This is a genomic window from Citrobacter sp. Cf125 (assembly GCF_030333935.1).
GTDB classification, from domain to species: domain Bacteria; phylum Pseudomonadota; class Gammaproteobacteria; order Enterobacterales; family Enterobacteriaceae; genus Citrobacter; species Citrobacter freundii.
The window spans coordinates 364,743-389,146 of the sequence record NZ_JAOWEY010000025.1 but is presented as its reverse complement, the minus strand read 5'-3'; the positions used below and the strand labels follow the sequence as shown (position 1 = coordinate 389,146).

General features: G+C 53.3%; 22 protein-coding genes. 11 read left to right on the top strand and 11 right to left on the bottom strand.

Annotated elements, in window-relative coordinates; translation table 11 throughout:
• Positions 1 to 4 precede the first annotated feature (4 nt).
• From fepD to fepC, 3 genes are read left to right on the top strand one after another with little or no spacing between them, the layout of a single operon-like run.
• Positions 5 to 1,012, top strand: coding sequence for a Fe(3+)-siderophore ABC transporter permease (fepD, locus tag OGV89_RS18485; RefSeq protein ID WP_003835646.1), 1,008 nt, complete (start codon positions 5 to 7; stop codon positions 1,010 to 1,012).
• Entirely contained in the window at positions 1,009 to 2,001 is a 993-nt protein-coding gene (gene fepG / locus OGV89_RS18480) for an iron-enterobactin ABC transporter permease (RefSeq protein WP_257679377.1), read from the top strand. Before fepD ends, fepG begins: the two co-directional genes overlap by 4 nt.
• On the top strand, positions 1,998 to 2,795 hold the full coding sequence (fepC, locus tag OGV89_RS18475) for an iron-enterobactin ABC transporter ATP-binding protein (protein ID WP_003022023.1): 798 nt from the start codon (positions 1,998 to 2,000) through the stop codon (positions 2,793 to 2,795). Before fepG ends, fepC begins: the two co-directional genes overlap by 4 nt.
• A gap of 46 nt (positions 2,796 to 2,841) precedes the next feature.
• Here fepC and wzz(fepE) read toward each other — a convergent pair whose 3' ends face one another.
• The 4 genes from wzz(fepE) to fes all read right to left on the bottom strand — a co-directional run bounded on the left by wzz(fepE) (position 2,842) and on the right by fes (position 9,556).
• Positions 2,842 to 3,975, bottom strand: a complete 1,134-nt coding sequence (gene wzz(fepE), locus OGV89_RS18470; protein ID WP_286559098.1) for an LPS O-antigen length regulator Wzz(fepE) — start codon at positions 3,973 to 3,975, stop codon at positions 2,842 to 2,844.
• A 227-nt stretch (positions 3,976 to 4,202) separates the two neighbouring features.
• Positions 4,203 to 8,093 (bottom strand): enterobactin non-ribosomal peptide synthetase EntF, encoded by a 3,891-nt coding sequence (gene entF / locus OGV89_RS18465; protein ID WP_286559096.1) that lies wholly within the window; start codon positions 8,091 to 8,093, stop codon positions 4,203 to 4,205.
• Positions 8,090 to 8,308 carry an MbtH family protein gene (locus OGV89_RS18460; protein ID WP_003835654.1) on the bottom strand — a complete coding sequence of 73 codons (219 nt, stop codon included), beginning with the start codon at positions 8,306 to 8,308 and terminating at the stop codon, positions 8,090 to 8,092. Before OGV89_RS18460 ends, entF begins: the two co-directional genes overlap by 4 nt.
• A gap of 30 nt (positions 8,309 to 8,338) precedes the next feature.
• The gene (gene fes, locus OGV89_RS18455) at positions 8,339 to 9,556 is read right to left on the bottom strand and encodes an enterochelin esterase (protein WP_286559094.1); all 1,218 of its coding nucleotides are present in this window, start codon (positions 9,554 to 9,556) and stop codon (positions 8,339 to 8,341) included.
• Positions 9,557 to 9,809: 253 nt separating this feature from the next.
• Here fes and OGV89_RS18450 point away from each other — a divergent pair, with 253 nt between their 5' ends.
• Positions 9,810 to 12,083, top strand: a complete 2,274-nt coding sequence (locus tag OGV89_RS18450) for a TonB-dependent siderophore receptor (protein ID WP_003835658.1) — start codon at positions 9,810 to 9,812, stop codon at positions 12,081 to 12,083.
• 49 nt (positions 12,084 to 12,132) lie between these two features.
• On the top strand, positions 12,133 to 12,786 hold the full coding sequence (gene entD / locus OGV89_RS18445; RefSeq protein ID WP_286559092.1) for an enterobactin synthase subunit EntD: 654 nt from the start codon (positions 12,133 to 12,135) through the stop codon (positions 12,784 to 12,786).
• Here entD and OGV89_RS18440 read toward each other — a convergent pair.
• Positions 12,761 to 13,480 carry a GNAT family N-acetyltransferase gene (locus OGV89_RS18440; protein WP_286559090.1) on the bottom strand — a complete coding sequence of 240 codons (720 nt, stop codon included), beginning with the start codon at positions 13,478 to 13,480 and terminating at the stop codon, positions 12,761 to 12,763. The genes entD and OGV89_RS18440 overlap by 26 nt on opposite strands.
• A gap of 142 nt (positions 13,481 to 13,622) precedes the next feature.
• Here OGV89_RS18440 and OGV89_RS18435 point away from each other — a divergent pair, with 142 nt between their 5' ends.
• Complete coding sequence (locus OGV89_RS18435) at positions 13,623 to 14,741, top strand: YbdK family carboxylate-amine ligase (protein WP_286559088.1); 1,119 nt, start codon at positions 13,623 to 13,625, stop codon at positions 14,739 to 14,741.
• Positions 14,742 to 14,808: 67 nt separating this feature from the next.
• On the top strand, positions 14,809 to 15,057 hold the full coding sequence (locus tag OGV89_RS18430) for a DUF1158 domain-containing protein (protein WP_196614710.1): 249 nt from the start codon (positions 14,809 to 14,811) through the stop codon (positions 15,055 to 15,057).
• A gap of 21 nt (positions 15,058 to 15,078) precedes the next feature.
• Here OGV89_RS18430 and OGV89_RS18425 read toward each other — a convergent pair whose 3' ends face one another.
• Together OGV89_RS18425 and OGV89_RS18420 are read right to left on the bottom strand one after the other, a co-directional pair.
• Positions 15,079 to 15,420 (bottom strand): RamA family antibiotic efflux transcriptional regulator, encoded by a 342-nt coding sequence (locus tag OGV89_RS18425; protein WP_003021996.1) that lies wholly within the window; start codon positions 15,418 to 15,420, stop codon positions 15,079 to 15,081.
• Positions 15,421 to 15,437: 17 nt separating this feature from the next.
• A complete protein-coding gene (locus OGV89_RS18420) occupies positions 15,438 to 16,550 on the bottom strand; it encodes an MBL fold metallo-hydrolase (RefSeq protein ID WP_003835671.1) in 1,113 nt (370 codons plus the stop codon).
• Between the two features lie 189 nt (positions 16,551 to 16,739).
• On the opposite strand from OGV89_RS18420, the gene OGV89_RS18415 reads away from it, so the two are divergent.
• The 4 genes from OGV89_RS18415 (at position 16,740) to OGV89_RS18400 (ending at position 19,771) form a co-directional block, all read left to right on the top strand.
• Positions 16,740 to 17,321 carry a TetR/AcrR family transcriptional regulator gene (locus tag OGV89_RS18415; protein WP_003835677.1) on the top strand — a complete coding sequence of 194 codons (582 nt, stop codon included), beginning with the start codon at positions 16,740 to 16,742 and terminating at the stop codon, positions 17,319 to 17,321.
• On the top strand, positions 17,321 to 17,689 hold the full coding sequence (locus tag OGV89_RS18410; RefSeq protein ID WP_016149755.1) for an MmcQ/YjbR family DNA-binding protein: 369 nt from the start codon (positions 17,321 to 17,323) through the stop codon (positions 17,687 to 17,689). The genes OGV89_RS18415 and OGV89_RS18410 overlap by 1 nt, the downstream gene beginning before the upstream one ends.
• A 119-nt stretch (positions 17,690 to 17,808) precedes the next feature.
• Complete coding sequence (gene nfsB, locus OGV89_RS18405) at positions 17,809 to 18,462, top strand: oxygen-insensitive NAD(P)H nitroreductase (RefSeq protein ID WP_049016344.1); 654 nt, start codon at positions 17,809 to 17,811, stop codon at positions 18,460 to 18,462.
• Between the two features lie 64 nt (positions 18,463 to 18,526).
• Positions 18,527 to 19,771, top strand: coding sequence for a mechanosensitive ion channel family protein (locus tag OGV89_RS18400; protein WP_003835682.1), 1,245 nt, complete (start codon positions 18,527 to 18,529; stop codon positions 19,769 to 19,771).
• A 3-nt stretch (positions 19,772 to 19,774) separates the two neighbouring features.
• On the opposite strand, the gene OGV89_RS18395 is transcribed toward OGV89_RS18400, so the two are convergent.
• The 4 genes from OGV89_RS18395 to OGV89_RS18380 form a co-directional block, all read right to left on the bottom strand.
• A complete protein-coding gene (locus tag OGV89_RS18395) occupies positions 19,775 to 20,755 on the bottom strand; it encodes a LacI family DNA-binding transcriptional regulator (protein WP_003835685.1) in 981 nt (326 codons plus the stop codon).
• A gap of 77 nt (positions 20,756 to 20,832) precedes the next feature.
• Positions 20,833 to 21,984: a Gfo/Idh/MocA family protein gene (locus tag OGV89_RS18390; protein ID WP_003835687.1), complete on the bottom strand. Its 1,152-nt coding sequence runs from the start codon at positions 21,982 to 21,984 to the stop codon at positions 20,833 to 20,835.
• Complete coding sequence (locus tag OGV89_RS18385; protein WP_003835689.1) at positions 21,981 to 23,009, bottom strand: sugar phosphate isomerase/epimerase family protein; 1,029 nt, start codon at positions 23,007 to 23,009, stop codon at positions 21,981 to 21,983. Before OGV89_RS18385 ends, OGV89_RS18390 begins: the two co-directional genes overlap by 4 nt.
• A 15-nt stretch (positions 23,010 to 23,024) precedes the next feature.
• Complete coding sequence (locus OGV89_RS18380; protein ID WP_003835691.1) at positions 23,025 to 24,266, bottom strand: MFS transporter; 1,242 nt, start codon at positions 24,264 to 24,266, stop codon at positions 23,025 to 23,027.
• Positions 24,267 to 24,404: the final 138 nt, after the last annotated feature.

Genomic DNA, 24,404 nt, shown 5'->3' with positions numbered 1-24,404 from the left:
TGATATGTCATGCTCTGTTTCCGCGACACGCGCCTTCGCCGTGCCCGGACTATTGTTATTACTTGTTCTGACCACGGTATTAAGTCTGGTTATTGGCGCCAAGTCGCTACCTGCCTCCGTGGTGCTGGATGCGCTCACCGGCAGTTGTCAAAGCGCTGATTGCACCATCGTGCTTGACGCGCGACTCCCACGCACGCTGGCGGGGCTGCTCGCCGGTGGTGCGCTGGGCCTGGCTGGCGCATTAATGCAAACGCTCACTCGTAACCCTCTAGCCGATCCCGGCATTCTGGGCGTCAACTCCGGTGCCAGCTTCGCTATTGTGCTGGGCGCCGCGCTGTTCGGCTTTTCCTCTGCGCAAGAGCAACTGCTGATGGCCTTTTGCGGTGCGCTGGCTGCGTCGCTGATCGTAGCTTTTACCGGTAGTCAGGGCGGTGGGCAGTTAAGCCCGGTACGTCTGACGCTGGCGGGCGTTGCCCTGGGCGCGGTGCTGGAAGGATTATCCACCGGCATCGCCCTGCTCAACCCGGACGTTTACGATCAGTTGCGTTTCTGGCAAGCTGGCTCACTGGATATCCGCAGCCTGCAAACGCTGAAGGTGGTATTGGTACCAGTACTGATTGCCGCGGCTGTCGCACTGTTTCTCAGTCGCGCCCTGAATAGCCTGAGCCTCGGGAGCGACACAGCTACCGCGCTTGGTAGTAAAGTCGCTCGCACACAGTTTATTGGCCTGCTGGTTATTACCGTACTGTGCGGCAGCGCGACCGCGATTGTCGGTCCTATCGCCTTTATCGGCCTGATGATACCTCACATGGCGCGCTGGCTGGTGGGGGCGGATCACCGCTGGTCACTGCCCGTCACCCTGCTGGCAACCCCTTCTCTGTTACTGATTGCCGATATCATCGGTCGCCTGATTGTTCCCGGCGAGCTGCGCGTGTCGGTGGTCAGCGCTTTCATCGGCGCGCCGGTGCTTATCTTTCTGGTACGCCGTAAATCGCGCGGGGGTGGCGCATGATGCACCTCTCCCGCCGCCTGATAATCAGCAGCCTGCTGCTGGTTGCAAGTTGTCTCGTCATTGGTTTATGGAGCCTGCGTAGCGGCGTTGTTACGCTGGAAACCCAGCAAATTATTGCCGCCCTGCTCGGCGATGCGCCGCGCAGTATTACCCTGGTGGTGACCGAATGGCGTTTGCCACGCGTGCTCATGGCGCTATTGATTGGCGCAGCGCTCGGCGTGAGCGGCGCAATATTTCAGTCGCTGATGCGTAACCCTTTGGGCAGTCCGGATGTGATGGGCTTTAATACCGGTGCCTGGAGCGGTGTGCTGGTGGCAATGGTGCTGTTCGGACAGCATCTTACCGCGATCGCGCTGGCGGCCATGCTCGGTGGGATCCTGACTTCTCTGGTGGTCTGGGCGCTCGCCTGGCGCAATGGGATCGACACCTTCCGGCTAATTATTATTGGTATCGGCATACGCGCCATGCTGGTGGCGTTCAACACCTGGCTACTGTTGAAAGCATCATTAGAAACCGCGCTAACGGCTGGACTGTGGAACGCTGGATCGCTCAATGGCCTGACCTGGGCCAAAACCTGGCCGTCTGCCCCGCTGATTATCATCATGCTGGTATGCGCCACATTGCTGGTACGCCGGATGCGCTTACTGGAAATGGGTGATGACAGTGCCTGTGCGCTTGGTGTCAGCGTTGAGCGCTCGCGTCTGATGATGATGCTGGTTGCGGTTGTACTAACCGCTGCCGCCACCGCGCTGGCGGGTCCTATCTCGTTTATTGCCCTTGTCGCGCCGCATATCGCGCGACGTATAAGCGGCACATCGCGCTGGGGATTAACCCTGTCAGCGCTGTGCGGCGCGTTGCTGCTGCTGATGGCGGATTTATGCGCCCAACAGCTGTTTATGCCTTATCAGCTTCCGGTGGGCGTTGTCACCGTAAGCCTCGGCGGTATTTATCTTATCGTCTTGTTAATTCAGGAGTCCCGCAAAAAATGACCGAATCAGTAGCCCGTTTGCGTGGCGACCAGTTAACGCTGGGTTATGGCAAGTTTACCGTGGCGGAAAACCTCAATGTGTCGATTCCCGACGGTCACTTCACCGCGATTATCGGGCCAAATGGCTGCGGGAAATCGACATTGCTGCGCACGCTTAGTCGCCTGATGACGCCCGCGAACGGCAAGGTCTGGCTCGACGGCGAACATATTCAACACTATGCCAGCAAGGAAGTCGCCCGACGAATAGGTTTGCTGGCGCAAAACGCCACCACGCCGGGAGATATTACGGTACAGGAGCTGGTTGCCCGCGGGCGCTATCCGCACCAGCCGCTGTTTACCCGCTGGCGGCAAGAGGATGAAATTGCGGTCTCAAACGCCATGCAGGCGACGGGTATCACCCACCTGGCATCACAAAGTGTGGATACCCTTTCCGGCGGACAACGTCAACGTGCATGGATTGCGATGGTGCTGGCGCAGGAAACGTCGATTATGCTGCTTGATGAACCCACCACCTGGCTGGATATCAGTCATCAGATCGATCTGCTGGAACTGCTGAGTGAGTTAAACCGGGAAAAAGGCTACACGCTGGCCGCCGTTTTGCACGACCTGAATCAGGCCTGTCGCTATGCGACGCATCTGATTGCGCTGCGAGATGGAAAAATTATTGCCGAGGGTGCACCGAAGGAGATCGTCACCGCGCAGCTTATTGAAAAAATCTATGGACTGCGCTGTATGATTATCGACGATCCAGTTGCCGGAACGCCGTTAGTAGTGCCGCTTGGACGCAGCAAATAACACGCGTTATCGTAAGGCGGCTGGCTTGCCGCCATACGACAATTCATCACACCAGTTGCTGATCAATAAACGTCATTTTTTGCTTACGCGACACCATGGCATAGTTCAGCAGAACGCCACCACACGCCACCATTCCACCCAGTAATGCGGCCAGAATAACGATCATTGATTTAGCCGGGCCATCTTTTTTCACCGGCAGCGAAGGCGTAAGTTGATATTTAAACGGTGTGAATTTTACGTCGCTCACATTCATCGCTAACAGTTGCTCAACGTGATACTGCCGATTACGTAATTCACCGTTAATTTCAGCAACATCCGTTACTGATTTTTCTATTTCTAATTTACGTTCGATGCCGTCAGCACCCAGTGAAATAGAGAAATCGGGATCATCCTTCACCGCCTGGCCATTACTGTAGACCGGCTTTTTAATCCCGACGGCATTGGCAATCTCCAGCGAGTAGTTCAGTCGCTGGATATTTGCTTCCAGTTGGTTCTTGAGCCTGACGCGATCCATCTCCAGCCTTTCTTTTTCGAAGCTGGTTTTGATGGACAGTTTATTGCGAATATCTTCCAGCGTTTCTTTCACTACAATATCAGAAATATACTGGATATATCCCTTCAGCACAGACTGAGCTTCTTCGGCCTGAGGTGCGGTAAAACTCAGCGTCCATGCGGTATACAGCGAAGTTTCGTTCTTCTTACCCAGGTTAGTATCAACCGCTTTCATTTTCTCACTAAGCCTGACAATTGCCTGATGCAACTCCATTTCGTCGATATCAGCGCCTTTCAATTGATCCATCACGTAAGGTGAAGAGCGCAGATACTCTTCTAACAATGAAGGCGACTGGAATTTTTTGATAAACAGGTTAAACACATCACCACGGCTAACGCTAATATCCATATCCAGCACGCGCAATTTGGTCAACATATTCTCGAGACTCTGCCACTGAACCGGTTCTGCGGGGGTCACGATTGCCTGACTGGTCCATTTTTGCGGAAGCAGGAAAGATACCAGAATACCCACACAAGCAAAGGCGAAAACGGTCGCGATAATTTTCGTTCTTGCTCGCCATAAGATTTCGATTAGGTTCACTAAATCGATTTCATTTGCGTTTGCCGCTGGCTGAGGATAGCCAGTAAATTCCGAAACGTTATCTTGCTTAATATTTAATGATGACATGTTGCGTGACCTGAAAACTTTCCCAAAAGAAAAACATTTCTGTAGGGAGAGTCTACCAGCTAGTCAGAATAATCCGAAACACTCTTTGTGCTGGAAGCCCTACCAAAAATTATATTAGGAATTTATTCACCCCTTTAATCGCCCTCTGTCCCCAAGAAGATCAACTCCATAACATATCATTTACATTATGGAGTTATTCGATCGTTCCGATAACGAAATAAGTCTGGTTATACCGATTTATTGATCAGGGTGTTTATGATTGGCCCTATCACCTCAAACGAGGCGGGGGAAATAATATCAACATGCGCGCAGTCGTGGCGGTAAACATCCAGACTGGATATCCACGGGGCCCAGCTACGTTCAGGGCTGACACCCGGCACTAAGGTACGCTCAGCAACGAACAGCGTGGCGTGGCCTGCAAACGGTACGCTGTGTGCCGTCGTGAGCAGGCGAACCGCATCGGCATAGTTGCCTTCGATAGCGTTAAATAAGGCCTCTGACGCATTCCCCTGCTGCGTCGCCAGAAAGGCTTCGCGTTCACGCTCGATCTCCGCCAGCACCGCTGGATCCAACCCATTGGCCTCTTTTTCTTGCCAGTTTTGCGTCTCTGGCGGCCAGGTATCCAACAGACCGAGGAATGCAACCGACTCTCCTCTGGCATGTAAGCGCGCGGCGATCCCCTGTGCCAGCGTGCCGCCCAGCGAATAACCTAATAAATAGTAAGGTCCGTGAGGTTGTTGACTGAGCAGCGTTGCCAGGTGATGTTCGCATACCGAGTCGAGATTTTCCGCCGTTTGCATCGGGCCATCCGGTCGTGGCGACTGAATACCCATAATCGACCACTGAGGGCTGAGATAACGCGACAGCACGCTAAACTGCCAGGCAAAACCCGACGCCGGATGGAAGCAGAACAACGTTGGGCCGTGACTTTCACGCAGTGGCAATAGCGTCTCGAATCCCAGACGCTGCGACTGTTCATCATCATTGCTCTCCAGCAATGCGCTCAGTTGTTCCACGGTGGAAGCCACCATAATCTGCCCGGGCGTCACCTGACGCTCAAAAATGCGGCTCAACTGCGCTGCCAGCTTCATCGCCAGCAGCGAATGCCCACCAAGCGCAAAGAAATCAGCCTCTACATCATTCACCTCACAATCCAGCAAGGCCGCAAAAGACTGCGCGATGGTGGTCTCAGTCCCTGTTCGCGGTGCGCGCCCGGAAACACGCGACGTCAACTGCGGCATCGGTAGCGCTTTACGATCCAGTTTACCGTTCGCACTAAGCGGCAACTCCGCCAGTTGTAACAATACCGTCGGTACCATGTGCGCAGGCAGTTTTTCGCGCAGACATTCCCGCAACACAGTCGTATCCAGCGGCAAACCCGATTGCGACACCAGATACCCCACCAGTTGGCGCGCATCGCCGCCTGTCGCCGCAGCCTGGTTGAATACGCAGGCATGGGCAACGGCATGCTCGACATCAGGCAACTGCTGCATCACCCGGTCAATCTCGCCGAGCTCAATGCGCTGTCCACGAATTTTAAGCTGGTCATCGCTGCGCCCGAGGTATTCCACCGCGCCATTTTCCAGCCAGCGCGCCACATCTCCGGTGCGGTACATACGTTCACCGACGCTAAACGGATCGGCGATAAAGCGGCTCGCCGTCAGATCCGGACGCCCCAGATAGCCTTGCGCCAGTTGGATCCCCGTCAGATACAGGTCACCCGCTACGCCGAAAGGCACCGGGCGCATCATGGCATCCAGAATGCGTAAACCGGTATTCCAAACCGGATAGCCAATCGGCACGCTGTTGCCGGTTACGGCAGCGAGATCTTCTCCCCAGGCCGGATACCAGCTCACATCGACCGCAGCTTCCGTTGGTCCGTACAAATTGTGCAGTGGCGCATGAGTCAACTGCTCCCACTCACGGCATAAATCGGCTGGCAAGGCTTCGCCGCTGCAAAATACCCGTTTCAGAGAGGCACAGCTCTCCCGCGCGGTTTCCGGCGTCAGTGAAGCGACAAAAGCGGCCAACATAGAGGGGACAAAGTGCGTGGTCGTCACCCCATAACGGGCAAAGAACTGCTGCATCACCAGCGGATCGCGGTGCGCTTCAGGTTCTGCCATGACCAGTTTTGCCCCGGCAATAAACGGCCAGAAAAACTCCCATACCGAGACGTCAAAACTGCATGGCGTTTTTTGCGCCACCACATCATCTGCGGTCAGCGGATAGTGATTTTGCATCCACAGCAGACGGTTAACGATGGCGGTTTGACCAACCATCACCCCTTTTGGTCTACCGGTAGAACCGGAAGTAAAAATGATATAGGCCGTATGATTGGGTTGAGATAGCGCCAACGGAGCAGCATCTTCTGCTGGCAGCGGCGAGTCATAGCACAGACTTTCCAGCCCTGGGATATCGCTAAAACGCGCCAGTTGCTCTTCAGTCGCTATCAACAATTTTGGCTTCGCGTCTTCGAGCATCATCCGCAGGCGATCGTCCGGGTATCCGGTATCCAACGGCAGCCAGGCAGCTCCGGCTTCCACAATACCGTGCAGCGCCAGCGTCAGGAACACAGAACGCGGTAATGCCACAGCTACGCTGTCGCCAGGACGGACGCCGCGTTCGCGCAGAAGGCTCGCCAGCGCCACGACCTGCTGGCGCATTTCGCGATAGCTAAACTGATAACGGGCATCGGCCAGCGCCGGGGCATCCGGCGTTTTATCGGCCTGCTGTGTCACCAGTGCGCTAAGCGTAGTGAACGGGATCTCCACGGTCGTGTCGTTAATCTTCGCCAGCCGCTCATGTTCTGTAGGCAACAGCATCCCGGCGTCGCCGCAGCATAGCGACGGATTGTCAGCAAACTGCTCGATAAGCCCGATTAAACGCGAGGCATGCTGCGCCAGCGTTTCTGCATCGTAGCGCTGTTTATTGGCCAGGATTTCAATACTCAGTCCGCCGTTTTCATCCGGGAACAACGCCAGTTCAAGATCGTTCACCGGTCCTGTCGCCAGCGTATGAGTTTGCGCCTGAACGCCGGGAATATTCAGATGATAGTCGAATATTTTCACATTCAGCACCGGGCCAAACAGCGGCTCTGCACCGGCTGCACGCCCGCTGTCGCGAACGATTTGTTCGGCATCATAACGTTGATGCCGACGCATTTTCTTCAACTGCCCGGCCAGTCGTTGTGCAAGCTCAGGCAAGCTTTCTGCCGCATCCAGCCTCACACCAAATGGCAGAACGTTTAAAACCGGTCCAGTGGACGTCAACGCCGCCGAGCCCATGCGCCGCATAAAGATAAACCCGGCGGCATAATCCATTCGGCTGCATAAGCGTCCCAGCCACAATGCCACCAGCGCAAGGGCCAGATCCGCACGCTGAACGTCAGGCATGCGTGCCGCAAGCCGGCGAAACGCTCCTTCAGGCGCGGTTAACTTCATGCGAATAATATCCGCGCTGGCCGAGCGTCCCGGCAACGGATTGTTCGACAGCGAAGCAGGAGGTGGGAGTTGCTTTCGCTGATCGCGCCAGAAGGCGCCGTCGCGTTGCCAGGCATCACTTTGACGGTACTGTTGATACTCTTCCACCACCTCGGCGAACGGCGTAAAAGGCGAGTCTGGCGTAGACTCGCCATCTAGCCATGCGCGATAGATTTCGGCTATCTGGCGGGTAATGGCCGGGAAGCTGAAGCCATCGACCAGCAAATGATGGTAACGCTGATACCAATACCAACGTTTATCTCCCACCTGTATAAGCTGGTGAAAAACCAGCGGCTTATTGCCGTCAGCACGTATGTCCTGCTGCAGGTCTGCCTGCATCAACGCACGCGCCGCCTCATGTGGGTTGGATTTTTCGCGCAGATCGATGATTTCGGGTTGCGCAAAAGTGAGCGCAGGATCCACCCATTGCCAGACCTCGCCGTTATCTTCGCTAAACTGCATTCGCAAGGTATCGGCCTGCTCCAGGCCCGCCACAACCGCTTTCGCCAGCAACAACGCGTCCAGTTCGCCGGTTAATTCTACGTAGTGCGCCACGCTCCACGCCGATGGCAATGTGGAGAGTTTTTCCGCCATCCAGATCCCCGGCTGAGCCGCCACTAACGGTAAACGCTGAGTCATGGAGCCTCCTGCACATCGACATAGTTCGCGGGCGTCAGCGTGGTCCAGTTTGCATCCAGCCATTGCTGGCAGGCTTCCTGGGATTGGGGTTCGCAAGCAATTTGCCAACCAGCAGGAAGTGAACACTGCTGCGGCCAAAGGCTAAACTGACGTTGGGGATTTTGCAGAATGTAAAACTGGCCCTGCGGATTATCGAAGGGGTTACTGAATTCCATACTCAACTCCTGTCGTGGAATGTCGTCCGGTTAAATCGTGTCGGTAAGCGGTTGCCAGAGCGTCATTAGCCCTTGCATCAGACCGCCGCGCCAACAAAGCGCATCGTGTCCACCATCAACCTGACGCCAGAAAATAGACTGTAGTGCAGAAGGTAACTGGGCATATAACGCCTGATTAGCGCGATAAATAATGGGCTCGCGGATCCCCGCTTCCAGGACAATACGCAGTCCCTGAGCGCTGATGGTCCCGGTCTTCAGTTGCTCGATGATCGCTCCGTCCTGACCACCACCACGATGCGGCCACCAGTAAGAGCCCGACTGGCTAAGAACACAGCCAAAGCGCGCGGGCCAGTTCAGCCCGGCATACAGCGATGACAACCCGCCAAAACTTTGTCCGGCGACGACAGTACGCTGCGGATCGTCACTGAATGCGGTCGTCGTCTTCACCAGCGGCAACAGCTCCTCTTGTACCGCCAACCAAAAATCCGCGTTACACGGCAGTTCGCGGCTACGGTGAGTCGTGTCGATGGCATCAATCAGGAGATAAACGGCAGGAGGAAGGTGTCCACGATGCGTAAGTGAAGTTAGCGCAGGCCAGACCGGCATACTCTGTGCCCAAAACTGCCCATCCAGCATGATAGCCAGCGGACGAGATTCCGCTTGGGCCTCACCGGTGGTAAATACCCATACGCGACGCGTATTACCAAGCCTGGCGCTACGCCATTGCAGGCAAACTGCGGGTGAATCGGGGTTTTCAGGTCGATCCCATCCGGGCTGTACGGGCGCCTCCGGCATTTCCAGCGCAGACACCGCATGACCGCGACCGCCCTGCCAGCTCTGCGGATTAAGGGGATCGGCAATGGCCTGCGGCAGCAATTGCCGCCAGCCTTCACGCAGTGCGCTTCGGTCAGGCGCTGCGCCCACCGCCAGCGAGGAAAAGATATCGTTTCGTGTTGTCGGGATAAAACAGTAGCTGCCGCGCCAGTTGGCGCTGAGAGAAACACGCCAGCACCAAACATTTGTTCCATCAATGCGTTGCATCGACTGAGGGGTAGCGTTTTGATGATGATCGGTGACGCCAGTGATATAGACCCACACGCGATGAATGGCTGACTCTTTCTCCGTTCCCTGCGGGTCACGCCACCAGAAGGTTACCCGATAATTTCCGTTGTCTTCACGCTCCCACTCCGGGCCTTTTTTTGACTGCCACCACGCCTCGCTTCCCATCTTTAACGTCGTCACCGCCATAACCCCATGTTTATTGTGAAATTTTATGATCTAGCGTGAAATATATTGATAATATTATTGATAACTATTTGCATTTGCAATAGCGTATTGTCGCGCTGTGGGAAGCGCGCACAGTTTTTCACCACTTATAAACCGACCTGGCGCTGCGTACTTTTTCTGGAATGGATAGTTTACGCAGATGCGGGCGACATCAGACCAAATGCCGCACCGAGGCACATTGGTACTCGTGGCTAAAAGAACAGCAGGACATACAATGAACAACAAGATTCATTCACTGGCCTTATTGGTCAATTTAGGGATTTACGGGGTAGCCCTGCCAGCAATGGCAGAAGATCAAACCGATAGCGTAGCTGTCTCTCATGAAGACACCATCGTCGTTACCGCCGCCCAGCAGAACCTACAGGCGCCGGGCGTGTCAACCATTACCGCTGATGAAATTCGTAAGAACCCTCCCGCTCGCGATGTGTCGGAAATCATCCGTACCATGCCTGGCGTTAACCTGACCGGTAACTCAACCAGCGGTCAGCGCGGCAACAACCGCCAGATCGATATTCGCGGCATGGGGCCAGAAAACACCCTGATTTTGATCGACGGTAAACCGGTTACCAGCCGTAACTCCGTACGCCAGGGCTGGCGCGGCGAGCGTGATACCCGCGGCGATACCGCCTGGGTTCCACCGGAAATGATTGAGCGTATTGAAGTGCTGCGCGGTCCTGCCGCGGCACGCTATGGCAATGGCGCAGCTGGCGGCGTGGTGAATATCATCACCAAAAAAGGCAGCAATGAATGGCACGGTTCCTGGGATACCTATTTCAACGCCCCGGAACACAAAGACGAAGGATCGACCAAGCGCACCAACTTTAGCCTGAATGGTCCAATGGGTGGGGATTTCAGCTTCCGCCTGTACGGTAATCTCGATAAAACCCAGGCCGACGCATGGGACATCAACCAGGGTCATCAGTCAGAACGTACCGGCACATATTCAAATACCTTACCAGCCGGTCGTGAAGGGGTGATCAACAAAGACATTAACGGTGTGGTTCGCTGGGATTTCGCCCCACTCCAGTCACTGGAACTGGAAGCCGGTTATAGCCGTCAGGGCAACCTGTATGCGGGCGACACTCAAAACACTAACACCAACCAACTGGTGAAAGATAACTACGGGAAAGAGACCAACCGTCTTTACCGTCAGAACTATTCTCTGACCTGGAATGGCGGCTGGGATAACGGCGTCACCACCAGCAACTGGGTACAGTACGAACATACACGTAACTCCCGTACGCCTGAAGGTCTGGCGGGCGGTACTGAGGGTATCTTCGACCCGAATGCGTCACAAAAATATCTCGACGCCGACCTGAGTGACGTCATGCTGCACAGTGAAGTCAGCATTCCGTTAGATCTGCTGGTCAACCAAAACCTGACGCTTGGTACCGAATGGAACCAGCAACGCATGAAGGACATGTTGTCCAATTCACAGACCTTTATGGGCGGTGATATTCCAGGTTCGAGCAGTACCAACCGTAGCCCATACTCAGACGCAGAGATTTTCTCTCTGTTTGCTGAAAACAACATGGAACTGACCGACAGCACCATGTTGACGCCGGGTCTGCGTTTCGACCACCACAGCATCGTTGGCGACAATTGGAGCCCATCTCTGAACCTGTCCCAGGGTCTGGGTGATGACTTCACGCTGAAGATGGGGATTGCGCGAGCCTATAAAGCACCAAGCCTGTACCAGCTCAACCCGAACTACATTCTGTACAGCAAAGGCCAGGGTTGCTACGCCACCGGTTCCGCGACGGGCATTGGTTGCTACATGATGGGCAACGATGACCTGAAGGCCGAAACCAGTATCAACAAAGAGATTGGTCTTGAGTTCAAACGTGACGGCTGGCTGGCCGGGGTAACCTGGTTCCGTAACGATTACCGCAACAAGATTGAAGCGGGTACGGTACCGTTCGACAGAACGTCTATCACCAGCAAAGGGAAGACGACTTACACTGATATCTATCAGTGGGAAAACATTCCTAAAGCAGTGGTTGAGGGTCTGGAGGGTACGTTGAACGTACCGGTTAGCGAAACCGTTAACTGGACCAACAACATTACCTACATGCTGCAAAGTAAGAATAAAGAGACCGGCGAGCGCTTGTCGATTATTCCTGAATACACGCTGAACTCAACGCTGAGCTGGCAGGCGCGTGAAGATTTATCGCTGCAGTCAACCTTCACCTGGTACGGTAAACAGCAGCCGAAGAAATACGATTACCAGGGTAAACCGGTAACCGGTAGTTCGGCGAGTGAAGTCAGCCCGTACAGCATCGTCGGCCTGAGCGCGACCTGGGATGTGACGAAAAATGTCAGCCTGACTGGCGGCGTGGATAACGTCTTCGACAAACGTCTGTGGCGTGAAGGCAATGCCCAGACCACGGGCGATATTGTAACCGGGAACTATATGGCGGGCGCTGGCGCGCACACCTATAACGAACCGGGCCGGACGTGGTTCATGAGCGTTAATACGCACTTCTGATAACGTTTCTCCCTCTCCTCGCTACGGGGAGAGGGAAACAATAACGACGATGCACACAACGCACACAACGCTCACTTTCGCAGACCACACGCTGCACATTGTCGAGTTCGATCCCGACACCTTCCAAGAGCACGACCTGTTCTGGCTCCCCCACCATACTCAGCTTCAATCCTGTGGGCGTAAGCGTAAAGCTGAGCACTTAGCGGGGCGTATTGCCGCAGTACATGCATTACGTGAATACGGTATCAAAACTGTGCCTGGCATCGGCGGGCAGCGACAACCGCTGTGGCCACAAAAGTTGTTTGGCAGCATCAGCCACAGCACGTCAACTGCGCTGGCGGTGGTATCGACGCATCCCGTCGGACTGGATATAGAAGCTATTTTTACACCGCAAACCTCAGTTGATCTGACTGGCGGCATTATCGATAACTGTGAACAACGGCTTTTACAGTTCAGTTTGGTTCCCTTTCCGCTCGCCTTAACCTTGGCGTTTTCCGCCAAAGAGAGCGTGTATAAAACATTTTCCGCGCAGGCATCGGAGCTGCCGGGTTTTGCCAGCGCCAAAATAGTTGCACTCACAGCGACACACTTAACGGTGCAAATCACCCCGTCATTTTCGCAAAACCTCGGCGGACAGGAATTTAATGTTCGCTGGTTTCAGCATGATGAAAACATCATTACTCTGTGTGAAGCGACTTTGTAACAAAGTCCGCCATTGACCGGCGTTGCCGCCCGTGTTCATCAAAGTTCTCCGCCGCCAGCCAGCGCTGTAACACGGCGTCACACTGGGGCCATTCGCCGTCAATCATCGATAACCAGTCGCTGTCGCGATTGCGACCCTTGCGCACAATCTTCTGACGAAAGCGTCCTTCGAAGATAAACCCAAGGCGCTCCGCTGCCCGTCGAGAAGCGGAGTTCAAAGAATCGCATTTCCACTCCACGCGACGATAACCCAACGCAAACGCCTGGCGCAGCAGCAGCCAGATGCTTTCGGTGCCAAGTACCGTATTTTTCATGCGCGGTGACCAGGTCACATGACCAATTTCGACCGAACCGTGCTCTCGTTCGATCGCCATAAAACACACCAGTCCGACGGCACGTCCGAAACGCTGCTCAATGACGGCATAGGGAACCAGAGAGGCATCAGTGGATTTCCCCTCAACCCAACAAGCTGCAGCCTCAACGCTTGTGGGGCGAGAGCTTGCAAGCCAGGTCCAGTCGCGATCGTCCGGTGCCTGCGCGTAGGCATCAAACAGATCGGCGGCATGGCTGTCGGCATCCAGAGGAACCAGTCGACAATATTGACCGACAAGCGTTTCCCGTGGCAGTACGGCAGCGCCATTCCAGTCCGGCACAACATCGCCGACGGTCTGCCCATAAAGATTTATTTCCGGCACGATTCAACCCCAGTTGCGAAGTAAAAAATAGTTATAACACCAGCTATTTCACCTTCAAAGCGTCACCAGGGAATATCTGACAACGAACAGAAAATCAGCCGCCCTTCTATACTGATTAAAAATCAACGCTGAAGAGAGTCTTATGCCACTTCCCGATTTTCATGTTTCTGACCCTTTCACGTTAGGCATTGAACTGGAAATGCAGGTGGTCAATCCTCCAGGCTACGACCTGAGCCAGGATTCTTCCCGACTGATTGACGCCGTAAAGCCGCTGCTTACCGCCGGAGAAGTCAAGCACGATATCACGGAAAGTATGCTGGAGATGGCGACCGGAGTTTGTCGTAATATCGACCAGGCGAGTGCTGAATTATCCGCCATGCAGCAGATAATCACGCGGGTTGCTGCAGAGCAGCACCTCGCCATTTGTGGCGGTGGTACGCATCCATTTCAAAAATGGCAACGTCAGGAAGTCTGCGATGACGAACGCTATCGGCGTAACCTGGAAAATTTCGGTTATCTCATTCAGCAGGCGACGGTATTCGGTCAGCATGTGCATATCGGCTGCGCAAACGGCGATGATGCCATTTACCTGCTGCACGGCCTGTCGCGATTTGTTCCGCATTTTATTGCGCTCTCTGCCGCTTCACCTTATATGCAGACGTCCGACACGCGGTTTGCCTGCGCGCGACTGAATATATTCTCCGGATTTCCCGATAATGGCCCGATGCCATGGGTGAATAACTGGCAAGAATTTGAGGGGCTATTCCGTCGACTGGCTTACACCAGCATGATTGATAGTATTAAAGATTTACACTGGGATATCCGTCCCAGCCCGCACTTTGGCACGGTAGAGGTTCGGGTAATGGATACGCCACTGACCCTTGATCATGCGGTCAATATGGCAGGGCTTATTCAGGCTACCGCCCACTGGTTACTCACCAAACGGCCGTTCAAGCACCAGGAGCGGGATTACCTGTTGTATAAATTCAATCGTTTTCAGGCCTGTCGCTTTGGTATGGCGGGAATCATCACCGACGTCAATACCGGCGACGGTTGTCGCTTGTCAGATGACACATTGCGACTACTGGAGAATGTTGCGATCTCTGCGGATAAAGTGGGCGCGGCCAGCGCGATTGAAGCTATACACCTGCAGGTTAAAAATGATCATGATGAAGCACAAAACATGCGTGACTTCGTCGCCGAAGGCGGGTCACTGAGTGGTCTGGTGAAAAAACATTGTGAGATTTGGACCGGGCTTTGAGCGTGGGAATTTGCGTTGCCCGCAGAGATCCCGGACAATGGCTTTTTAACTCAAGTTTAACAATGTTATGAAACACCCGCTTGAATCACTGATGACCGCCGCCGGGATCCTGTTGCTGGCATTTTTGTCCTGTCTGCTGCTGCCCGCCCCCTCAGTTGGCCTGGTACTGGCGCAAAAACTCGTGGCCACCTTTCATTTGATGGATCTCAACCAGTTTTATACTTTGCTGTTTTGTCTGTGGTTTTTACTGCTGGGGGTGATTGAGTATTTCGTTTTGCGCTTCATATGGCGGCGCTGGTTCTCGCTGGCGGATTAGGCCCGCGAGAACCCTTAGCTGTTAATGCGTTCGGCTATGATTTTCTTTGCGATAAGCGCCCGGCGGCTGGCTGAACGTACGGGTGAAAATACGCGTAAAGGTCTGCTGCGAATCGAATCCGTATTTCAAACAGATGTCGTACACTTTCTGGTCGGTATCGCGTAGATCGCGCGCGGCCAGTAGCAGCTTGCGTTCCCGAATGTAACGCCCGAGGCTTTCGCCTTTATACTGCATAAAAAGACGCTGCAGGTGCCATTTTGAATATCCCGCATGGCGTGCAATATCATCAATGCGCAATGGTTGATTCAAATTATCATCAATCCATTCAACAATCGTATCAATTACCTGAGCAGAAATCGTCATCATGCTCTCCCCTGTATTCATTGAGTCACCTGTTGCCACCAGGCCGTAAACAGTTGGTCCGGTGCGGACAGTATTACCGGTTCACCCAGCATTGGCGTCAGCAATCGGTAATCGTAACGACGGCTGGCAAGCGCCAGTCGTTTGTAAGGATCATCCCAGGTATGTTTCGCCAGAACGAAACGACCTGCATGCCCTGGTAGAACGGCTTTCGCATGCAGATCGACCGCAGCCTGTGCCGTCTCTTCCGGCATCATGTGAATAAACTTCCAGTCATGGTCATACTGGCCGTTCTCCATAATCGCCAAATCAACCGAGCCAAACTGCTCGCCGATGGCTTTAAAATGCGGTCCATAGCCGGAATCGCCGCTGTAATAAACGTTCTGCTCCGGCGTTTCAAACATGAAACTCGCCCATAGCGTCTGATTGCGCTTGATGCCTCTCCCCGAAAAATGACGGGCTGGCAACGCATGAACGATCAGCGAATCCGTTACTCTGATGGATTGATTCCAGTCCATCTCGTCGATTATCTCGCCGCGCATTCCCCAATAACGCAGATGTGACCCTACGCCAAGCGGCGTAATCACCCGCTTAATTTTCGGCATCAACGCCTTGATCGTGGCAAGATCCAGATGGTCATAGTGATCGTGCGAGATAATGAGCAGATCGATCTCCGGCATCGTCTGTGCGGACCACGGATAATCACCGGCAAAGGCTTTGTTCAGGAATGAAAGCGGTGCGGCATAGTTGCTAAACACGGGATCGATCAGGATACGTTGACCCGCCAGTTGCAAATACCACGAAGAGTGACCCAGCCAGACAAGCGTGTCCTGCTCTGGAGATAACCCGGCGAGATCGGTCGCCACCAATGGCAACGGATGTGCTGGCCGCGCATTTTCGCGCTTAGCGACCAAAAACTCCCACCAGGCAGCCAGCATACTTTTGTTGCCGGTATAGCCCGGTGTTGGTACCTGGTTATGAAACTGTCCATCACGATAGTGCGGTGACTGTTCAACCTGACTCAGCTGTGCCCCTTTCGGTGCCTGACCAAACCCGGCATTGAGTAAAAACGGTAAACTTGCAGCTGCGCCAATGAGCATAATAACAACCACACAAACTGTGAGACGCTTCATATCCTGACCTTAAACACGCCCCCTTTCCGCTGGTTTGCGTGACTGACCCTTGATTATGAGTGAGTAAGCACTCATTATAGAAATCGAAAGTTCGCCGTCAAGATGATTTTCAATCTTTGACATTCACCGTTGCGGTGCTGCAAAGGCCGTGATTCAATCATGCTTTTTACAACTTAAGGGTAAAGTGTAGTGGCTCGTCCGAAGAGTGAAGACAAAAAATTGGCATTACTGGAAGCTGCAACCACAGCATTTGCACAATCAGGTATTGCGGCGTCTACCGCCGTAATTGCCCGCAATGCAGGTGTTGCGGAGGGAACGTTGTTTCGCTATTTCGCGACCAAAGATGATTTAATCAACGAGCTTTACCTCTTTTTAAAGCACGATCTCTGTCAGTCGATGATGGCAAATCTGGATCGCTCCGTGACCGATGCCAAAACCATGACTCACTATATCTGGAACAGCTACATTAGCTGGGGCCTGAACCATACCTGTGGGCATCGCACGATTCGCCAGTTAGCCGTTAGCGAGAAAATCAGCAAAGAAACAGAACAGCAGGCCGACGATATGTTCCCGGAACTGCGCGATCTTTGTCATCGCTCCGTGCGACCTGAGTTTATGTCTGACGAATATCGCGCCTTCGGCGATGGCCTTTTTCTCTCTTTGGCGGAAACCACCATGGAGTTCGCAGCCCGCGACTCTGCCCGGGCCAAGGAATACATATCGATGGGATTTGAAGCGATGTGGCGCGCACTAACCCGCGAGGAACAATAATGGACGGCCTGACCCTGCCTACCTGTGCGAAACGCCTTGCGCTCGAACTGCCTTTTACCGAACACTGCTGGCCATTCGGCCCGGAATACGATGTATTCAAGGTTGGCGGTAAAATTTTTATGCTGGTCACGGAGCTTCGCGGACGTCCGCTTATTAACCTGAAATCCGATCCGCAAAAATCACTGTTAAACCAGCAGATCTACCCCAGCATTAAACCCGGCTATCACATGAATAAAAAGCACTGGATCTCGGTCTATCCGGGCGACGACATTACCGAGTCATTACTGGCAGAGCTGGTGAATGATTCCTGGCACCGCGTCGTTGACGGCTTGCCGAAGCGGGATCAAAAACGCCTGCGTCCAGACTGATTTATCGTTAACCCCGATAAGTGTTTTTGCATTTTCCTGTCTTATCTTTTTCCTGCTAACCCTGTACCCTGCTGAAACAAAACGTACCCGCAGGGTATAAAAAACCACCAGGAGTAGTTATGGATATTGTTTCTGTCGCCTTAAAACGTTACTCCACTAAGGCATTCGATCCGACTAAAAAACTGACCGCTGAGCAGGCCGAAAAATTAAAAACGCTGCTGCAGTTTAGCCCATCCAGCACCAACTCTCAGCCATGGCATTTTATCGTTGCCAGTACTGATGAAGGTAAAGCGCGTGTGGCCAAATCCGCAGCCGGCGGCTTTGCGTTCAACGAACGTAAAATGCTGGATGCTTCCCATGTAGTAGTGTTCTGCGCCAAAACGGCGATGGACGACGCGTGGCTGGAGCGCGTGGTGGATCAGGAAGAGAGCGATGGCCGCTTCGCCACCCCTGAAGCTAAAGCTGCAAACCACAAAGGTCGTACATTCTTTGCTGATATGCATCGCAAAGAACTGAAAGATGACAACCACTGGATGGCAAAACAGGTGTATCTGAACGTTGGTAACTTCCTGCTGGGCGTTGCAGCAATGGGTCTGGATGCAGTGCCGATCGAAGGCTTTGATGCAGCGGTGATGGATGCAGAGTTTGGTCTGAAAGAAAAAGGTTTCACCAGCGTAGTGGTGGTCCCGGTGGGTCATCACAGCGTAGAAGATTTCAACGCCGCGCTGCCGAAATCCCGTCTGCCGCTGGAAACAACGCTGACGGAAGTCTAGTCCCCGCATTTGCATAAGCTCCGCACAGCGGTCATCATAGACCGCTGTTTATTAAGGAGACGTTATGCAGGAATTGATATCTCAGGTAGAAGAACTCGGCATTGAAATAAATCACACCACTTCGCTGGTGATGATTTTTGGCATTATTTTTATCACCGCCATTATTGTTCACGTTATTTTGCACTGGGTGGTATTACGCGCATTTGAAAAACGCGCCAGCACCAGTTCCCGTCTGTGGTTGCAAATTATCACGCAGAACAAATTATTCCACCGCCTGGCGTTTACGCTGCAAGGTATCATCGTCAATATACAGGCCACGCTCTGGCTACAAAAAGGCAGTGAAGCGGCCGATATATTAGTGACTTGCGCACAGCTGTGGATCATGATGTACGCCCTGCTGTCCCTGTTTTCTCTGCTGGACGTTATTCTTAACCTGTCACAAAAGCTCCCAGCCGCATCCCAATTACCCTTAAAAGGTATATTTCAGGGTATTAAACTGATCGCCGCCATCCTGGTCGGGATCCTGATGATTTCCCTGCTGATAGGTCAATCGCCGGCAATACTGATAAGCGGCCTGGGTGCCATGGCAGCCGTGCTAATGCTGGTATTTAAAGACCCGATACTCGGTCTGGTGGCCGGAATACAGCTCTCGGCCAACGACATGCTTAAGCTTGGCGACTGGCTGGAAATGCCGAAATACGGTGCAGACGGTGCTGTTATCGATATTGGTTTAACCACCGTCAAAGTGCGCAACTGGGATAACACCATCACCACGATCCCCACCTGGTCACTGGTATCAGACTCTTTTAAAAACTGGAGCGGAATGTCGGCTTCAGGCGGTCGGAGAATTAAACGCAGCATCAGCATTGATGCCACCAGCATCCATTTTCTTGATGAGGATGAGCGTCAGCGACTGCATAAAGCACACCTGCTGAAACCGTATTTGACCACGCGTCACCAGGAAATCGACGCGTGGAATCAGCAATTAGATGCGCCTGAATCGGTATTGAATCACCGCCAAATGACCAATATTGGCACCTTCCGCGCTTATCTGAACGAATATTTGCGTCATCACCCGCGTATTCGCAAAGATATGACGTTAATGGTGCGCCAGCTTGCGCCAGACGATCACGGATTACCAATCGAAATTTATGCTTTTACCAATACGGTGGTCTGGCTGGAATATGAAAGTATTCAGGCTGATATCTTCGACCATATCTTTGCCGTGGTCGAAGAGTTTGGCCTGCGCATTCATCAGTCGCCTACCGGAAACGATATTCGCGCACTGTCTGGCGCGTTTCAGCGATAACGCTCAGGTACTGGCGCGTGAAATATAGCGCCAGTCCATCATCACCCTTTCCGTCTGCGCGTCAGGATTTTCTATTTTATTCAGCAGCAATCCTACCGCTTTGCGGCCTATATCCCGCGAGGGCTGCTCAATGGTCGAAAGCTGAGGGGAAACCATTTCTGCCAGTTCCGTACCGTCGAATCCAACGACGGCGATATCCTGCGGGATCTGTAATCCGGCATCGAAAATAGCTCGCATCGCACCAGCGGCTAACGTGTCCGATACGGCAAACACCGCGTCGGGTTTCACCTCTGCGGCAAGGAATGTTTTCATCGCCGCAATTCCTGCGCTGGAACTTAATTCACTGGCGTATTCCACGGCCTGATATTCAAGCGACAGCGCATGTAGCGCCGCTTTATAGCCGCGTTCGCGTAACCGGGCGTATTTATAACTTAGATCATGGTTGATTAAGGCAATGCGTTGGTAGCCCTTTTCCACCAGGTGAGATATTACCGACTGTGCAGCGTCAACATCGTTAATCCCGACGCAGGAAACCGCACCTTTATCAGCGTATTCCGCACACTGAACCCAGGGCGCGTCGCCAATCAGCGTAGTCAGTTCCGGTAATTTTGAGAATGCATCCATGGTGATAATGCCATCGACGATTTTCCCCGACAGCAACTTCAACGCCGATTTTGAGCGGGCTGTATCCGAGCCGGAATTACACAGCAAAATGCGATAGCCATTCTTCTCCGCCTCCTCTTCAATACCTTTAACAACCTCTGCACAAAAAGGGTTGGCAATGTTGGAAACCATTACCAGAATCATCGAACTACGTGCCGTACGCAACTGACGCGCCAGCAGGTTGGGCTGATAATTGCTTTCTTTAATAGCCTGTAGCACGCGCTCGCGATTTTTGGCTTTGACGGTATCGCTGTGATTCAGCACACGCGATACCGTCGCCACTGACACACCGGCAAGCTGAGCGATTTTTTGAATAGACATAACGACAACACATCCTGCGGTTTACGCTTTGCGTTGAGGCTACCATAAAATCGCCGCCTGGCGAACCGGATGCGTGTTTAGCGCTGTACTGATATCCAACGCTGCTGCTGATGGCTTTTTATAATTGCATCAATGACATACATCACATCCGCGCCATCAGAAAATGACGCAAATCGACGCTCCGCCGTCGCGGGCATTTTGCCTGCCGACACCGCCTGATAAAACTGCTGCATCATATTCTTGAACGCATCCGGCCAGCCCTCAATATGCCCGCCAGGAAAGTGCGCACTGGCAGCAACATCCGCATTCATCAATCCAGGGTCATCCGTCAGGATCTGGTTCGCCTGCTGACGGTGCCCAACCCAAAGCTGTTGCGGCGTTTCCTGATCCCAGTGCAGTGAACACTGGCTACCGTTAATTTCAAAGCTCAGGTGATTCTTGCGCCCTGCACTCACCTGCGAAACGCTAAAGCAGCCTTTACTGCCATCATCAAAACGTACCAGCACCGATCCACGATCTTCCGTCGTAACCGCTTTATCCTCAAATTGCACATCAGCCATTTGCTGACCAAACGTAGCGTTACTGGCAATGCTGGCTTTACGTACCGGCCAGACGATAGCCAAATCTGCCATCACCTCGACAATACGTTTTCCAGTCACGAATTGCACCGTGTCACACCAGTGTGAACCGATATCCGCTATCGCCCGCGAATTGCCGCCCTGTACAGCATCGACCCGCCAGTTGTAGTCAGTCTCCAGCAGCATCCAGTCCTGCAAATAGCTCCCCTGAACGGCAAACAGACGGCCTACGCTGCCGCTTCTGACCATACTGGCCGCCTGCTGCACCATTGCAAACTGACGATAGACAAAGCTCACGCCGTGCACCACTCCCACCTGCTGTGCCAGCCTTTCCAGTTCACGAGCCTCATCCGGCGTCATACACAGCGGCTTTTCTGAAAACACATGCAGGCCCGCGCGTAAAATCTGCCGATTGATGTCGGCATGCAGATAATTCGGCGTACAGTTATGCACTACCTGCAGTCCGGGATGCGCCAGCAGCGCCTCAACGCTGCCATACGCATGAGGAATATGAAGAGCATCTGCACGTTCCTGGGCAACCGCCAGCGAGCTATCACAGAGCGCCACCACGTTCACACCGCCGAGTCGACGCAATGCCTCAATATGTGCAGGTCCAATAAATCCGCTACCAATAATGCCAACCTGTATCATTTGCGTACCTCATCGCCAGCGGCGAAATCATCAAATGCGCGTGCAGAAACCGGAATAATATGGCGGCGTATAAAATCACTCCCCTCACGCGCCCCGGTTTGCGCGTCTTTCAGGCAACACTCCCATTCCAGCACCGCCCAGCCAGGGAAATCATATTGTGTGAGCTTGCTGAAGATCGTTTTGAAATCGACCTGCCCGTCCCCCAGGGAACGGAAACGCCCGGCACGATCGAGCCACGGCTGGTAACCGCCATAGGCACCGCTACGGCTACTGGCGTGGTACTCAGCGTCCTTGACGTGAAACGCTTTAATGCGGGAATGGTAAACATCGATAAATCCAAGATAATTCATCTGCTGCAATAACAGATGGCTAGGATCATAGAGAATGTTGCAGCGAGGATGATTATCAACCAGCGCCAGAAAACGCTCAAACGTCACGCCATCGTGCAGATCTTCGCCGGGATGGATCTCAAAGCAAACATCCACCCCATGATGATCAAAGCGATCGAGAATCGGTCTCCAGCGCCGCGCCAGCTCCAGAAAGGCCTCTTCAAAACGCTGACGATTATGCGGTGGCCATGGATAAAAGAAAGGCCAGGCGAGCGAACCTGAAAACGTGGCATGCGCAGTCAGCCCCAGTCTTTGCGAAGCCGCAGCGGCCTGGTGTAAGGTTTCGATGGCCCACGCCTGTCTGGCCTGCGGATTAGCGCGTACAGATGGCGGAGCAAATCCGTCAAAAGCGTCATCATAAGCCGGATGGACTGCAACCAGTTGACCTTCAAGATGGGTCGATAATTCGCTAATCACTAACCCATGCCCGGCCAGCATCCCGCGAATATCATCACAATAGGCCTGACTTACAGCAGCTTGTTCGACATCAAACAGCGACTTGTGATTACACGGGACTTGTAATGCCTTATAGCCCAGCTCCGCTGCCCATTTTGCCACGCCTTCCAGGGTGTTAAATGGCGGGCGTTCCCCGATAAATTGCGCCAGAAAAATGCCAGGCCCTTTGATGGTTTTCATAACCCCTCCTAAAAATTACGCCTGCTCTTTATCGTCATACTTGAAAGAGAAAAGGAAAATCACGGCAATGACTGCGGCAGCTACTGCCGGGATCCACCAGAATGTGGTCCATGCCTGAGGCACGGTTTGCCCCGCCACCAGCCGGTTGTAAAGTGCGCCTGAAATTTGCGAGCCCAGCAGCATCCCGATCCCATAGGTAAACATGACGATCATGCTTTGCGCCTGACCTTTTACTTTTTCCCCGGCGATACGATCGGTGTAAATAAAGCCGACCACGAAGAAGAAGTCGTAACACACGCCGTGCAGCAGAATGCCGAGATACAGCAGGAATCTGCCCTCTTCGCTGATGCCGAGGGCAAAGAAGGCATAACGCACGAACCAGGCGCACATCCCGATTAACAGCATGTATTTCACGCCCAGGCGTCTGAACAGGAAAGGGATTACCAGCATGAAGAAAATTTCAGACATCTGACCAAATGACATCGCCGTACTGACGTCGCCAACGCCCGCATCAGCAAGAAACGACGCGGTATATGCGTAATAGGTTCCCAACGGCACAGAGATGAGCGTCGCGCAGAGTGAGAAAACAAAAAAGTGACGAACCTTGAGTAAGGCGAAAGCATCCGCACAAAACAGATCGCGAACTTTTACCGGCAGTCCTTTCGCCGGTGCTGGTGTGTTGGGCAGCGTCAGGCTGTAGAGTGCCAGAATCACAGAGATAATCGCCGCCAGCGTAAAGATGCCGGTGGTGTCTGAAATTCCGGTTACACCGATAAAGATCCCCGCAACAATCCAGCCAATGGTGCCAAACACCCGCACCACCGGGAAGGTTTTGTCCTTATCCGACAGGCTATGAAAAGCAATGTTGTTAGTAAGCGCCAGAGTTGGCATATAGCACAACGTGTAGCCAAACAGCAGACCAATCAACAGCGCGCCGTTTTGCGCCACCAATGCCTGCGGAACAAACCACAGGATTGCCGCACCAGCAAGGTGCATCACTGCCATCACCTTTTGCGAGGCAAAGAAGCGATCTACCAGCATCCCTAAGACGAACGGCGACAGAATAGAAGCAATGGGCCCGGCTGAAAACGCATCCCCAATCAACAGTGACATGTTGTGCTGGCTCATCACCAGCCCCAGCGTGACGGACCAACTTCCCCAGATAAAGAACTGTAAGAACATCATTAGCGACAGCCGGGGCACCAGCAGCCGGTACTGTACGCTCTGTTTTCCACTACTTTCGGTTGTTGACACCATTTTTGCCCCACCCTTAAAAAGTAATCGATTACAAAATAGATTCAATAGAAAAGTAATCGATTACAAAATAAAGATCCTGTCAGCAAAAGCAAAATTGCGAGAACGGTCACGATAAACGTTGAGGGAGGATCCGATCCC